The following is a 13,308-nucleotide window of genomic DNA, read 5'->3' on the forward strand; positions in this document are numbered from 1 at the left end:
ACTCACCGTCAAACCGAGAGGGCCACTAGCCCAGGTCCGCGAGCAAGAGCCCGCTGCGCGGCTTCGGCGTGAAGTAGGTGCTCTTGCGCGGCATCCGACCGCCCGCCTCGTGCACGGCCAGCACGTCCGCCAGCGGCACGGGCGCGATCAGCAGCACGGCGTCGACCCCGTCGGTGGGCACGTCACCCGTCACCGGGCGCACGTGCGGGCTCTCCGGGTCCAGCCCGAGCGCCTTGTCCAGCAGCACGGTCTCGACGAACGCGTGGTCCACGCCGGCCGACGGCAGCCGGACGCGCACGGCGGTCGACCCGGCCACCGCGACCACCACGCCGGGTGACGGGCGGGTCGCCACGTCGACCGGCGTCACCACCAGCCCGAGCGCCCGCCACGCGACCACCATGTCCGCCAGCGAAAGCCCGGTGCCCGCCACGGCGCGGTGGATCGGCCCGATCCGCAGGTCCGGACCGGCCGTGACCAGCGCCAACAGTCCCGGCAGCCCGGCCGACGCCGCCACCCGGTGGTTGCCGTCGGCCACCATCAGCGGGTGCTCGCCCGCCGCCGCGACCAGCGCGTCCTGCCGTTCGCCCGGACCCACGAGCCACAGCCAGTGCCGCCGCCCGCCGGGATCGACCACGGACACGGCGGGCTCGTCGTCGACCTCCGCCACCAGCCGGGTCAGCCGGACCTCGCGGGCCACGGGCACCAGCATCGCCGCGCTCGTCACGCAGCCGAGGCCGGCCAGCACGCGGGCGCGTTCGGCGACGACGTCCGGGTACACCTCCTCGGTGTGCCCGACCGCGGCCGGGTCGACCATGCACAACAGCCCGTAGGCGGTGCCGTCCGGCCCGTCCACCCGGTACGGCGCGACCACGTCGCGCACCTCTCGGTAGGCGTTGCGCCGCAGGTGGGCGAGTTCCGCGACGGCGTGCGGCAGGGCGTCGAGCAGGCTCGACCCGGCGGCCAGCGCGGCGGGCGTGCGGTGCGGGTGCTGGACGGCGAGCAGCGTGCCGGGACGGGCGCGGGCCAGCGCGGCGACGATCCGCTCCGGCTCGGCGAACTCGTCGACGTCCGGCCCGGGCACGCGGTCGCGCACGACCCACCCTCGCCTGATCGAGCGAACCGGTCCTGTCACTCGACTAGGATCACATGGTGTGAACGTCGAGGTGACGCCGCTTCCGGGGATCGGCACCCGTCAGGACTTCATGATCCGCGCCGGCCGCCGGATCGGGGTGATAACGCACCGTGACGGCAAGTTCGAGCTGATCGTGTCGTCCCTCGACGACCCGGACGACTGCACGGCGTCCATAGCGCTGACGCCCGCCGAGGCGAGCACCCTGGCCGGGCTGCTCGGCTCGCCGCAGCTCGTCGCGCACCTTCAGGAGCAGCAGCGCGAGGTCGCGGGCATCTCCACCAAGCAGTTCCCGATCCTGCCCGGCTCCCGGTTCGACGGCAGCCCGCTGGCCGAGACCGAGCTGCGCACCCGCACCGGCGCGTCCATCGTGGCCGTCGTGCGCGCGGGCACGGTGCACCCGTCGCCGCGCCCCGACTTCGTCTTCCAGGGCGGCGACCTGGTCGTCGTGGTCGGCACGGCGGACGGCCTCGGCGCCGCGGCCGAACTGCTGGGCGGTGGCTGAACACCTTGCACAGCACCGCACTCGCGCTGATCCAACTCGGCGCGGTCTTCTTCGGGCTGGGTCTGCTCGGCAAGATGGCGTGGCGGATCGGCATCTCCCCGATCCCGCTCTACCTGATCGGCGGCCTGGCCTTCGGGCAGGGCGGCCTGGTGCCGTTGCACGGCATCGAGGACTTCACGCACCTCTCCAGCGAGATCGGCGTCATCCTCCTGCTGCTCCTGCTCGGCCTGGAGTACTCGGCCGCCGAGCTGGTGACGGGCCTCAAGCGGTCGTGGACGGCCGGGCTCATGGACATCGTGCTGAACGCGACGCCGGGCGTGATCGCGGCGTTGATCCTGGGCTGGGGACCGCTCGGGGCGCTGGCGATGGGCGGCGTCACCTACATCTCGTCGTCCGGGATCATCGCCAAGGTCCTCGGCGACCTCGGCCGGCTGGGCAACCGGGAGACCCCGGTGGTGCTGTCGGTGCTGGTGTTCGAGGACCTGGCGATGGCGGTGTACCTGCCGATCCTGACCGCCGTGCTGGCGGGCGTGAGCTTCGTCGGCGGGCTGACCGCGGTGGGCATCTCGCTGGCGGCCATCACGGTCGTGCTGGTGATCGCGCTGAAGTTCGGCCGGTACGTGTCGGCGCTGGTGGACAGCCCCGACCCGGAGGTGTTCCTGCTCAAGGTGCTCGGCGCGGCGCTGCTGGTGGCCGGTGTGGCGTCGGAGCTGCAGGTGTCCGCGGCGGTGGGCGCGTTCCTGCTCGGCATCGCGATCTCGGGGTCGACGGCGGAGAACGCCACGCGGATGCTGGAGCCGTTGCGCGACCTGTTCGCGGCGATGTTCTTCGTGGTCTTCGGCCTGAACACCGATCCGGCGTCGATACCGCCGGTGCTGGCGCTCGCGGTGGCGCTGGCCGTGGTGACGACGCTGACGAAGGTGGCCACCGGGTGGTGGGCCGCGCGGCGGCAGGGCATCGGGCGGATGGGCCGGGCCCGGGCGGGCGCGGCGCTGGTGGCGCGGGGCGAGTTCTCGATCGTGATCGCGTCGCTGACGGTGGCGTCCGGCGCGGTGGACGCGCAGCTGGCGGCGCTGGCGACGGCCTACGTGCTGCTGATGGCCGTGCTGGGACCGGTCGCGGCACGCGTGGTGGAGCCGTTGGCCAGGAAGTTCACCCGAAAGCGTGGTCCCGCACCGGCAACTGCCTGACCTGTATCTCTTCGCGCCCCGACGGCTCCACTACGGCATACGAACACGTTCGCGTTCGCGGCCAACTCTTCCGGTCGATTGAGCCCGAGCGTGATCCGGGGTTACACCTGACTGCCGTCCATCCCCGAAGGGGGTCGTCATGTCACAACCAACGGAAGCCGAGACGACCGGCCGCTACCTCGTGCTCCTCGACGACAAATCGGTCACGGCCGGCGCGCGGGAGATGAACCGGGTAGCCGGGATCAGCGCCGCGAGCACCGCGGACTCGGCCACGACGGCCGAGGTCGCCGCCGCCGATGGCGTCATCTTCCAGGACCTCGGCATCGCGGTGGTCAACGCGACGCCCGACCAGGTCCAGCAGCTCACCCGGGCCGCCGAGGCGCCGGGCCCGATCTCCGTGGTCGAGGCCGAACGGGTCGTGCACGCCTACACCGCGCCGCCCGACACCGGCGTCGACCAGGCCGCGGCGCCCGCCGTGGACGAGTCCGTGTTCACGTGGGGCTTGCAGGCCGTCGGCGCGAACATCAGCTCGGCCACCGGCAAGGGCGTGCGCGTCGCCGTGCTCGACACCGGTTTCACGGTCGCGCACCCGGACTTCGCGGGCCGCACCGTGCTGACGCAGTCGTTCATCACCGGTGAGACGGTGGACGACGCGCACGGCCACGGCACGCACTGCATCGGCTCCGCCGCGGGCCCGCGCAAGGCCGCCACCGGCGGTCCGGGCTACGGCGTCGCGTACGAGGCCGAGATCTACGCGGGCAAGGTGCTGTCGAACCAGGGCAGCGGCACCGACAGCGGCATCCTGGCGGGTATCGAGTGGGCCATCGCCAACGGCTGCGCGGTCGTCTCGATGTCACTGGGCGCGAGCGTGCGACCGGGCACGCCGCACTCGCAGATCTTCGAGCAGGCCGCCACGCGCGCGTTGGCGAAGGGCACGTTGATCATCGCGGCGGCCGGCAACGAGAGCAACCGGCCGGGCAAGGTCGCGCCGGTCGGCCACCCGGCCAACTGCCCGTCGATCCTCTCCGTCGGCGCGGTGGACGTGCAGCGGGCGATCGCGTTCTTCTCCTGCGGGACGGTCGACACCGTCGGCCAGGTCGACATCGTCGGCCCCGGTGTGGACATCTACTCCAGCTGGAACAAGGAGGACGGCGGCCTGGGCATGCACAAGCGCATCCAGGGCACGAGCATGGCCACGCCGCACGTCGCGGGCGTCGCGGCGCTCATCGCGGAGAAGCACAACGCGCGCGGGTGGGAGCTGTGGGCGAGGCTGGCGCAGACCGGTCGTCGGCTGGGCTTGCCTTCCACGGATGTGGGTGCAGGATTGGTGCAAGCTCCCTGAGCCCCTGACGGAGGCGCCCGTGGACAAGGTCGTGGTCTCGGTCGCCGACGGCAGCGTGGCCGACCTGCCCACCGTCGTGGCGGCGCTGCGTGACGCCGGGATGGTGGTCGAGCAGGTGCTGGAGGGGTTGGGCGTGGTCACCGGGTCGGTCGTCCCAGGCGGGGGCGACCGGCTCGGTGCCGTGCCCGGCGTCGCGCACGTGGAGGTGGACCGGGCGGTCCGGCTGCCGCCCGAGGTCTGACCTGGGCGGTTCCCGCCGGTCGTGGTGCGCCTGGCCTGGCGTCACCCGGTCGGAGGACGAGAGGTTTGGCACGGCCACCTCGGGTAACCGGTTGCTCAAGACGAACCGGTCGACCGAGGAGGTCGAAGACGATGAAAGCCCTGCTCGCCGCGCAGACGGTGCAGGCCCAAGGCATCGGTGACGCAACCGGTGACGCCCTGCGCAACGTGGTGACCTTCCTGCCCAAACTCGTCGGTTTCCTCGTCGTGCTGCTCATCGGGTGGATCGTCGCCCGGGTGCTGCGCGCGGCGGTGAAGAAGCTGCTGGCCCGCCTGCACTTCGACCGCGCCGTGCAGCGCGGTGGGCTCAGCGACGCGATGGCGCGGTCCAAGTTCGACGCCTCGGGGCTGGTCTCACAGATCGTCTACTACGCCGTGCTGCTGATCGCCCTCCAGATCGCGTTCGGGATCTTCGGCTCGAACCCGGTGAGCACGCTGTTGACCGAGATCGTGGCCTGGCTGCCGAGGGCGATCGTCGCGATCGTGATCATCGTGGTCGCCGCCGCCATCGCGCGCGCCGTGCAGGACATCACCTCGCGCGCGCTCGGCGGGCTGTCCTACGGTCCGACGCTCGGCAAGGTCGCCTCGTGGTTCATCATCGCGCTCGGCGTGATCGCGGCGCTGAACCAGATCGGCGTCGCCACCACCGTCACCACCCCGATCCTGATCACCATCCTGGCCACGGTCGGCGGTATCGCGGTCATCGGCGTCGGCGGTGGCCTGATCAAGCCCATGCAGCAGCGCTGGGAGGGTTGGCTGACGAAGGCCGAGAACGAGGCGCCGCAGGCCAAGGCGCAGGCCGAGGCCTACCAGCGGGGCCGTGAGGACGTGCAGCGGACGGCGCAGGGCGTGTCGCCCGCCGAGCAGACCACCCGGATGACCGAGACCCCGGCTCACGCGGCGAGCATGCCGACGCCGCCGGTGGGCCAGCCGATGGGCCAGCCGATGCCGCAGGCCCAACCGACCCGGCCGGTGCAACCGCACCCCGGCCAGTACCCGCCGGGTGAGCAGCGGTAACGACATCGCGTGACGTCCGGCCCTCGTCAGACCGGATCGACGCTGCGCAGGGGTCCTCGCCAAGAGGACCCCTGCTGCGTGAGCTCAGGTGCCGGCGCGGTTGTGGTCGTCCTCGGTTTCCGCGGTGGTTTCGCCGCGGCGGGCCTGCTTCAACTCTTGATCGCGTGCGCGGAGTTCCGTGTCCCGGATCGTGAGGTAGCGGGCGTGCATGTGTGGGTCTTCGACGTGCTCGACGGCGGCGATCGCGGCGTCCAGCACGCCGTCCATCCACAGCCGTGGGACGTCGTGCATCTGCCGGTCGCCTTCCGCCAGGATCATCCGGGCGGTGGCCTGGTCGGGTGCCATCGGGACGAGCAGGAAGTGAGCCCTGACGAAGTGCCGCCAGAGGCCCGCTTCCTTCCAGAACCGGTCGGGAGGCATGGAGTCGGCGCACTCGCGCAACGATTCCCACGCGTCGGTGACGTCGCCGGACTTCCGCTGTAGATCGACGAGGGTGAGCAGATTGCCGGCCTTCGGGTGGCCCGGTTCCGCTAGGGCGACGGCTTCTTTCTGCACCTTGATCGCCTCGGTGAGGAACCCGAGTCGGGCGAGGTGGAATTGGAGGGTGTTGAGGGTCTGCCCGGTGCGGGGTTCTTGGTCGGCCCACGCGAGCAGGAAGCGGCGGGACGCGCCCTGCTCGCCGAGGCGGGCCGCGTGGTTCGCCCAGGTCTGCGGGCTTTCGGCGGCGGGGTCCGACGGGAATCGCGCTCGTCGGGTGTCCAGCCACTCTTCGACGACGGTGTCGGTGTAGTGGGGTGTGCCGTCCGGATTCCGCGGACTGGTGATCTCGTGCAGGATGCGTTCGCGATCCGGGTGGGAGCTGGACCGCACGGTCTCCACGGTGGCGTTGACACCTGCCGTCAACAGGTAGGGGGTGCGGTAGCCGAGCGCGGTGTCGAAGCTGATGTTCTTGGCTTGCCAGTGCAGCCACACGTCGTCGACCTGGCGGTGCTCGGCCACCAGGAAACCCGCCAGCTCCAAGTCCGGGGCCAGACCCCACGGCACGGTCTCCCGGTAGCGGTTGATCTCCTGCTGGAGCAGGAACCTCAGCAGCGGCAGGTCCTGAGGCCCCCGGTCGTACTGCAGTGCCCACAGCACGCCGAACCTCGCCTCTCTGTTGAGGTCGTATGCGTGCCCCTGGTCGTCGCGTGCCCGGGCGAACGCCAGTTCCGCCCAGGTCGAGCGGTCCTGCCGAGCGCGGTGGAGACGCCGGCGTGGCGCTTCCAGCAGATGCTCTTGATCATCGTGCAGGGTCAACGGTTTCCGTTCTCCGGCGGTCGCGACTGCCGTACGAGGACAGGGTACGCAAGGGCAACGGTTTGCCCCGGCAGCCGGCCTCCCGCTCCTCCCGCTCGCCGCCGAACGGAGGTAGGCACGTGGTAGCCGCATCCACCCCGGCCCACGGAGAGCAGCCATGCACGCGCAGGAGCCCGAACACCAGCATGGCGCGCCGCCGGTCGCCGACCCGGTCGCCCGCACCAAGGCACCCTCGGAGGCACCCGCGCCGTCCGCGCTGGTGGCCCTGCAACGCAGGATCGGCAACACCGCCGTCGCCGGGATGATGAGCGGGCAACCGGAGCACCCGGTCCAGCGCTCCACCGCGCACGACGTGCTGGGTTCCGCCGGCCGGCCCCTCGACGCGCCGGTCCGCGACGAGATGGAGGCCCGGCTGGGCGCCGACTTCTCCGACGTGCGCGTGCACACCGACACCGCCGCCCAGCGCTCGGCTGCCGAGATGGGCGCCCGCGCCTACACCTCGGGCAACCACGTGGTCGTCGGCTCCGGCGGCGGCGACCGGCACACCCTGGCCCACGAGCTCGTCCACGTCATCCAGCAGCGCAGCGGCCCGGTGTCGACCACCGCGCGCGACGACGGCGTCGCGGTGTCCGACCCCGGCGACTCCTTCGAGCGCGCCGCCGAGGCCGAGGCGCACCGCGTCATGTCCCGCCCAGTACCCGACGCACAGGGCCACGCGCACACCCACGAGTCGCACGCCGGCCACGCCCACCCCGCTGTCCAGCGGGCGCCGGTCGTCCAGCGGATGACGATGAACGACTTCACCCAACTGCTGGCCCAGCACGACGTGGCGAACGACCCCGACTTCGTCACCTTCTTCGAGATCCGCCTCGCCCGGACGAACCCGGTGGCCGTCGTCAACGACCCCGCGCCCGGCTCCGCGAACAGGTTGCAGCGGCTCCTCCAGAGCCCGGAGGTCAACCCGGCGCTGGTGGGCGAGTGGGCCCGCGAGTACAGGCGGGGCGCCGAAGGGGTTCGGACCCAGCCGACCACCCTGAGCGACCCGAACATCACCGGCTTGGAGGTCGAGCTGTCCGGCTCCTTCCTCGACGTCCTCGACGGGACGGTGGAGAACAAGGAGTCGATCGCCCACACCGCGGCCACGACGCCGGACCTCGACATGCCGATGCTGAAACTGGTGGTCGAGGGCATGGACCGGACGAGCGGCATCCCCACGATCGAACTCGTCTACGGACCGCTGCCGACGGCCAGGTACGCGGACGACGACCTCCTCGACTCCAGGGAGAAGCTCAAGCAGGCGTTCGGGGGTGGCGGCAACGTCGGCCTCACCGTCAGCGAGATCATCGAGCAGTACAACAAGAGCTTGAAGAAGCCGGAGAACGGGGACGAGAACCCGTTCGAACTGGTTCCCACGCCGTCATCGGACCCGGAGCAGACGGCACCGGCCACCCGGCTGGCGAAGCGGACGAAGACGACCCCCAACACCAACGTGCAGAGCAACGTCTCCACGCCCTACGTCAAGGTGGGCGGACCACGCCCGCCGGCGGCGCCCGGGCCGGGGCAGGGAGGAATCGCGGCCGGTCGAGGCGCCGCCGCGGGCAGGGCACGGGGACGGGGAGGGGCGCCGGCCGGTCGCGGCGCCGCCGCGGGCAGGGGACGGGGAGGGGCCCAGGCCCCGGCGCCGCTTCGGCCCGGGGACTTCACGGACTTCTTCAAGCCCTCCGCGAGGGAGCGCGACGCGTACACCTTGGCGAGGGCGGAAGCCGTCAAGCTCCAGAACGCCGTCAACGACAACTGGCGCACCAGGCACAACAACGCGGGGAACCTGACCGCCGGGCCGAACGTGCGGGCGCTGTTCACCCAGCAGCTGCACCAGGAGGCGAAGTACCGCTTCCACAGCTTCGATCGGGAGGTCGTCGCGGACGGCGACAAGCACCACTTCGACGTCCTGATCAAGGCGAGCGTCCAGGACGTGGTGATGACCGTCCTCAACGACGACGAGGCGAGGCTCCTGCTGGCCTGGCTCGTCGACTGGAGGGCGACCCCGCTGGCGGAGGCGGCCATGAGGGTCTTCGAGGCGCTCGGCGGACTCCCCGGGGCCGGCTTCAGCGCCGCCAAGCTCCACGGTCACCTGACCGAGGTGCTGGTCACCCGCCTGCTGGCCGGTCGGCAGCTCCTGGAGACCGCCTCGGACGACACCCGGACGTCCCGCGTCTTCGGCGAGAACCGGGAGGTCGGGACGGTCGCCCACATCCACCCGCGCCCGAGCAGCCGGGTGAAGGTCACCGTCCACGGCCAGCACTACTACATAGTCGTGGAAGAGCGGGACCACTCGCACCCGGTGAACAGCGACGCCGAGTCGGACCCCCGCAGGACGACGACGACCGTCCGCAGCCTCCAGAGCCTGTGACGTCGTGCGATCGGCGTACCGGCCTGTCGCGGCGCCTCGGACTAGCCTTCCAACGCCGGCTCGTCGCGCCGGGCGAGGTGGCAGACGGAGGCCAGTCTCAGCGTCAGCCAGTCCGCGTTCGCCCAGTCCACGATCGCCGGCGGCTCCCAGCCCTGCGCCCTCGCCTCGTCGAGCACGCCCTTGGCGTACTCGGCCAGCAGCACCGCGCCGGCCACCGCCGCCGCCGGCACGCCGAACGCGAGGATGTCGCGCACCGCCGCGCCGTGCTGGTCGATCGCCGCCAGCACCCCCGGCGCCAGGACGCCAGGCGCCAGCACCGCCGCAATACCGAGTTCGTCGCTCAACCGGTCCAAGAACCGGCGAGCGGGGAAGTCCCTCCAACCGCTCACAAGGCCGACACCCTACGCTGTGCGGGGCGATCGACCCACCATCGAACACGTGTTCTATCATCACGCCGGGTCGAGCCGGATGCGCAGAGAGGACGACGAGAACGTGCAGGCGGACACGCTCGTGGAGCAGGAAGAGACGGTGGACGCCGAGGCGCCCGCCGCACCCGTGCAGCAGGAGGTCGCACCCGTGGCACAGGCAGAGCAGCCCGAACAGCCCGCGGAGGCCAAGCCCGCGGCGAAGCGGCCGAAGTCGACGGCCAAGAAGACCCGCACGGTCGAGCTGACGCTGACCGTCACCGGGACCGCCGACGGCGAGTGGCAGGCCGACCTGGTGCACGGCACCAAGCGGGTCGTGCAGGGTCTGCCGATCTCCGCCGCGGCGGTGTCGCGGGCGGCCAAGGAGCTGCACGACGACATCGCGGGCGGTATCGACGAGGTCATCGAGGCGGCCCGCGCCCAGCACCGCACGCGGATGGAGGAGCTGGAGGCCGAGCTCGCGAAGGTCAAGGCCGCGTTGGCAGAGCTGAGCGACTGACCTGCCCGGGACGGGTGCCGCCGCCCGAGCACGAGCGACGGCACCCCTTCCTCAGCGTGACGGGTCGAGGACCAGTTTTCCGGTCGTGCGGCGGGCTCGCAGGTCCTCATGTGCACGACGCACCTCGGACAGCCCGTACTCACCGCCCGGCACGGCCCGCAGGTCGCCCGCCAGGACCAGGTCGAACAGCTCGGCCATGGCCCGGTGCACGACCCGGCCCGGCAGCTTGAACGCGTGCGGCAGCCACATGCCCGCGATGGCGGCGGACTTGACCAGCAGTCGGCCCGGCTCGACCGGTGTCGGCTGTTCCCGGCTCGCCATCCCGTAGAACGCGAGCCGCCCGAACGGCGCCAGCGCGGCGATGCTCTGGTCGGTCACCGCGCCGCCCGTCATGTCCAGCACGACGTCGACGCGCCGACCGCCGTTCGCCTCGCGCAGCGCATCGGTCATGTTCTCGGCGGTCGAGTCGACCGCGACGTCCGCGCCCAGCTCCAGCGCCAACGCGCGCTTGTCCTCGGTGCTCGCGGTGGCGATGACGCGACCCGCGCCCCACTTCTTCGCCAGCTGCACGGCCAGCGACCCGACCCCGCCGGCGGCGGCGTGCACGACGACGCTCTCCCCCTGCTCGAGGTGGGCGCTGCGGCGCAGCAGCAGCCAGGCCGTCGCGCCCTGCACGACCATGCTCAACGCGGTGAGGTCGTCCACGCCGTCCGGCACGTCGAACGCGGTCGCCTCGGGCACCACGGCCTTCTGCGCGTACCCGCCGAAGTTGGTGAGGCCGACCACGCGCCGGTCGCCCGCCGTGCCGACGACCTCGCCGCCGGGCACCAGCGGCAGCTCCATCTTCGACAGGTAGGAGTTCTCGGCCTGGTGGGTGTCGGCGTAGTTGAGGCCCGCGCGGCTGACGTCGACGAGCAGTTCGCCCTCGCCCGCCACGGGGTCGGGCAGCTCGACCTCGGTGAGGACCTCGGGTCCGCCGAACTCGGTGATCTGGATGGCGCGCACGGTGCTCAGTTCTCCTTGGCGATCGGGTCGTGCTCGAGCCGCACGCGTTCACCGGTGGCGGTGCGCGGGCCCGGCGGGTTGGGGAAGGTGAACGGCGCGCTGGGACGTCCGGCCTGCACGAACCAGCATTCACCTGGTTCGCCGTCGCGCAACACGGAGACGAACGCGTCCACCACGTCGTCCACGCTCATCACCGGCATCCCCGCGGACTCCAAGGCGGACTTGAAGCCGGTGATGATGGCGGTGTCGGCGAACGACGGGCACACCGCGTTGACGGTGACGCCGTCGGCGGCGGCCACCGGCGCCAAGCCCCGCACCAGGCCGACGACGGCGGCCTTGTTCGCGCCGTAGAGGGGATCCATGGGCATCGCCATCAGGCCCGCCATGCTGGCGGTGGCGACGATGCGCCCGCCCGTCTTCTTCAGCTCGGGCAACGCCGCGTGCACGCCGAACACCACACCGTCGAGGTTGATGCCCATGACCGTGCGGTACCGCTCGGCGTCGAAGTCGTCACCCAGCCCGAAGCCGGTGGCGATGCCGGCGTTGAGCACGGCGATGTCGAGCCCGCCGAACCGCGCCACGGCCGTCGCGACCGCCGCCTCGTTGTGCCGGGGGTCGCGCACGTCGCAGTGCGCGAACACGCCGCCGATCTCGTCGGCCACGGCTTCGCCTCGCGCGTCGTCCACGTCGGCGACGACGACGGAAGCGCCGGCGGCGGCCAGTCGGCGTGCCACCCCCGCGCCGATGCCGTTCGCGGCACCGGTGACCAGTGCGACCTTGCCCGAGAACTCCACCGCGCCTCCTCTGGCTGGCATTCCGACCAGTCGGTATGGTTCCCCTGACACGCTCTGGCGTCAAGGCGACGTCGCCGGTAGGTTACTAAGCGGTTGCTTAGGCCCGCAGATCAAGGAGGACTGACCGTGGCCGAGACGGACGCACGGGTGGCCATCGTCACCGGTGCCGCACGGGGCATCGGCGCCGCCGTAGCCACGCGGCTCGCGCACGACGGCATGGCCGTCGCGCTGCTCGACCTCTCCGAGGACAGCTGCGCCGAGGCCGTGGAGAAGATCAAGGCCTCCGGCGGGACGGCGCTGGCGGTGGGTGTCGACGTCAGCGACAGCGCGGCGGTGGACGCGGCCGTGCAGCGGGTGGCCGACGAGCTGGGCGCGCCCACCGTGCTGGTCAACAACGCGGGCATCCTGCGGGACAACCTGCTGTTCAAGATGACCGACGACGACTGGGACGCGGTGATCAACGTCCACCTGCGCGGCACGTTCCTGATGAGCCGGGCGGTGCAGAAGTTCCAGACCGCGGCGAACTGGGGCCGGATCGTCAACCTGTCCAGCACGTCGGCGCTGGGCAACCGCGGCCAGGCGAACTACTCGGCCGCCAAGGCGGGCCTGCAGGGGTTCACCAAGACGTTGGCGATCGAGCTCGGCAAGTTCAACGTGACGGTGAACGCGATCGCGCCGGGGTTCATCGCGACCGACATGACCGCCGCGACGGCGGCCCGGGTCGGCGTCGACTTCGAGGACTTCAAGAAGGGCGCGGCGGCGGCGATCCCGGTGCAGCGCGTCGGCACGCCCGAGGACATCGCGCACACGGCGTCGTTCCTGGTCAGCGAGGGCGCCGGGTTCGTGTCCGGTCAGGTCATCTACGTCGCCGGCGGACCGAAGGACTGACGATGCGGGTATTCGCTGACCTGGAGGAACTGGCGGCGGCCAAGGGCGAGCACCTCGGCCACGGCGAGTGGCACGAGATCACGCAGGCGGAGATCAACCTGTTCGCCGACGCCACCGGCGACCACCAGTGGATCCACGTGGACCTGGAGAAGGCCGCCGCGGGCCCGTTCGGCGCGCCGGTCGCGCACGGCTACCTGACGCTGTCCCTCATCCCGTTGCTGGTGAGGGACATCTACACGGTGCGGGGGCTGGCCATGGGCGTGAACTACGGGTTGAACAAGGTGCGCTTCCCGAGCCCGGTGGTCGTCGGGTCGCGGGTGCGGGCAGGGGCCGAGCTGGCGGAGATCACCGACGCGGCGCAGGGCAAGCAGGCCGTGGTGAAGGTGACCGTCGAGATCGAGGGCAACCCGAAGCCCGGGTGCGTGGCGGAGACCGTGGTCCTGCTGGTCCCGGCCGCCTGACCGACGTGGTGGGGGGGGCCCCCCCCCCCCACGCGCCGGCGGCGCCCCACGGTGGGCGGGGCGCCGGC

The 13,308-nt window shown here is 71.7% G+C and carries 14 protein-coding genes; 9 read left to right on the plus strand and 5 right to left on the minus strand.

Features of this window, described 5'->3' with window-relative positions:
• Positions 1 to 25 precede the first annotated feature (25 nt).
• Positions 26 to 1,132 (minus strand): DUF1015 family protein, encoded by a 1,107-nt coding sequence (locus tag LNK82_RS35400; protein WP_230571291.1) that lies wholly within the window; start codon positions 1,130 to 1,132, stop codon positions 26 to 28.
• 19 nt (positions 1,133 to 1,151) lie between these two features.
• On the opposite strand from LNK82_RS35400, the gene LNK82_RS35405 reads away from it, so the two are divergent.
• The 5 genes from LNK82_RS35405 (at position 1,152) to LNK82_RS35425 (ending at position 5,462) form a co-directional block, all read left to right on the plus strand.
• Complete coding sequence (locus tag LNK82_RS35405; RefSeq protein WP_230571292.1) at positions 1,152 to 1,634, plus strand: cation:proton antiporter regulatory subunit; 483 nt, start codon at positions 1,152 to 1,154, stop codon at positions 1,632 to 1,634.
• A 5-nt stretch (positions 1,635 to 1,639) separates the two neighbouring features.
• Positions 1,640 to 2,824, plus strand: a complete 1,185-nt coding sequence (locus LNK82_RS35410; RefSeq protein WP_230571293.1) for a cation:proton antiporter — start codon at positions 1,640 to 1,642, stop codon at positions 2,822 to 2,824.
• Between the two features lie 139 nt (positions 2,825 to 2,963).
• Complete coding sequence (locus LNK82_RS35415) at positions 2,964 to 4,166, plus strand: S8 family serine peptidase (RefSeq protein ID WP_230571294.1); 1,203 nt, start codon at positions 2,964 to 2,966, stop codon at positions 4,164 to 4,166.
• Positions 4,167 to 4,185: 19 nt separating this feature from the next.
• Positions 4,186 to 4,407 carry a hypothetical protein gene (locus LNK82_RS35420; RefSeq protein ID WP_230571295.1) on the plus strand — a complete coding sequence of 74 codons (222 nt, stop codon included), beginning with the start codon at positions 4,186 to 4,188 and terminating at the stop codon, positions 4,405 to 4,407.
• A 131-nt stretch (positions 4,408 to 4,538) separates the two neighbouring features.
• A complete protein-coding gene (locus tag LNK82_RS35425) occupies positions 4,539 to 5,462 on the plus strand; it encodes a mechanosensitive ion channel family protein (RefSeq protein ID WP_230571296.1) in 924 nt (307 codons plus the stop codon).
• Between the two features lie 84 nt (positions 5,463 to 5,546).
• On the opposite strand, the gene LNK82_RS35430 is transcribed toward LNK82_RS35425, so the two are convergent.
• Positions 5,547 to 6,599 (minus strand): hypothetical protein, encoded by a 1,053-nt coding sequence (locus LNK82_RS35430; RefSeq protein WP_230571297.1) that lies wholly within the window; start codon positions 6,597 to 6,599, stop codon positions 5,547 to 5,549.
• Positions 6,600 to 6,915: 316 nt separating this feature from the next.
• On the opposite strand from LNK82_RS35430, the gene LNK82_RS35435 reads away from it, so the two are divergent.
• The gene (locus LNK82_RS35435; protein WP_230571298.1) at positions 6,916 to 9,168 is read left to right on the plus strand and encodes an eCIS core domain-containing protein; all 2,253 of its coding nucleotides are present in this window, start codon (positions 6,916 to 6,918) and stop codon (positions 9,166 to 9,168) included.
• Positions 9,169 to 9,209: 41 nt separating this feature from the next.
• On the opposite strand, the gene LNK82_RS35440 is transcribed toward LNK82_RS35435, so the two are convergent.
• The gene (locus LNK82_RS35440; RefSeq protein WP_230571299.1) at positions 9,210 to 9,557 is read right to left on the minus strand and encodes a DUF6401 family natural product biosynthesis protein; all 348 of its coding nucleotides are present in this window, start codon (positions 9,555 to 9,557) and stop codon (positions 9,210 to 9,212) included.
• Positions 9,558 to 9,636: 79 nt separating this feature from the next.
• Here LNK82_RS35440 and LNK82_RS35445 point away from each other — a divergent pair, with 79 nt between their 5' ends.
• A complete protein-coding gene (locus tag LNK82_RS35445) occupies positions 9,637 to 10,092 on the plus strand; it encodes a DUF6319 family protein (RefSeq protein ID WP_230571300.1) in 456 nt (151 codons plus the stop codon).
• A 51-nt stretch (positions 10,093 to 10,143) separates the two neighbouring features.
• Here LNK82_RS35445 and LNK82_RS35450 read toward each other — a convergent pair whose 3' ends face one another.
• Both LNK82_RS35450 and LNK82_RS35455 read right to left on the minus strand, forming a co-directional pair.
• On the minus strand, positions 10,144 to 11,097 hold the full coding sequence (locus LNK82_RS35450) for a quinone oxidoreductase family protein (protein WP_230571301.1): 954 nt from the start codon (positions 11,095 to 11,097) through the stop codon (positions 10,144 to 10,146).
• Positions 11,098 to 11,102: 5 nt separating this feature from the next.
• On the minus strand, positions 11,103 to 11,891 hold the full coding sequence (locus tag LNK82_RS35455) for an SDR family NAD(P)-dependent oxidoreductase (protein WP_230571302.1): 789 nt from the start codon (positions 11,889 to 11,891) through the stop codon (positions 11,103 to 11,105).
• Between the two features lie 126 nt (positions 11,892 to 12,017).
• On the opposite strand from LNK82_RS35455, the gene fabG reads away from it, so the two are divergent.
• Together fabG and LNK82_RS35465 are read left to right on the plus strand one after the other, a co-directional pair.
• Positions 12,018 to 12,779: a 3-oxoacyl-ACP reductase FabG gene (gene fabG / locus LNK82_RS35460; RefSeq protein WP_230571303.1), complete on the plus strand. Its 762-nt coding sequence runs from the start codon at positions 12,018 to 12,020 to the stop codon at positions 12,777 to 12,779.
• Between the two features lie 2 nt (positions 12,780 to 12,781).
• Positions 12,782 to 13,240: a MaoC family dehydratase gene (locus LNK82_RS35465; RefSeq protein ID WP_230571304.1), complete on the plus strand. Its 459-nt coding sequence runs from the start codon at positions 12,782 to 12,784 to the stop codon at positions 13,238 to 13,240.
• Positions 13,241 to 13,308 lie beyond the last annotated feature (68 nt).

It is taken from the genome of Saccharothrix luteola (genome assembly GCF_020859565.1).
GTDB lineage: Bacteria > Actinomycetota > Actinomycetes > Mycobacteriales > Pseudonocardiaceae > Actinosynnema > Actinosynnema luteola.

Coding starts and splice junctions, on each gene's coding strand:
- LNK82_RS35415 (WP_230571294.1), top strand. CDS start 2,964: ATGTCACAACCAACGGAAGCCGAGACGACCGGCCGCTACCTCGTGCTC.
- LNK82_RS35425 (WP_230571296.1), top strand. CDS start 4,539: ATGAAAGCCCTGCTCGCCGCGCAGACGGTGCAGGCCCAAGGCATCGGT.
- LNK82_RS35435 (WP_230571298.1), top strand. CDS start 6,916: ATGCACGCGCAGGAGCCCGAACACCAGCATGGCGCGCCGCCGGTCGCC.
- LNK82_RS35445 (WP_230571300.1), top strand. CDS start 9,637: ATGCGCAGAGAGGACGACGAGAACGTGCAGGCGGACACGCTCGTGGAG.
- LNK82_RS35465 (WP_230571304.1), top strand. CDS start 12,782: ATGCGGGTATTCGCTGACCTGGAGGAACTGGCGGCGGCCAAGGGCGAG.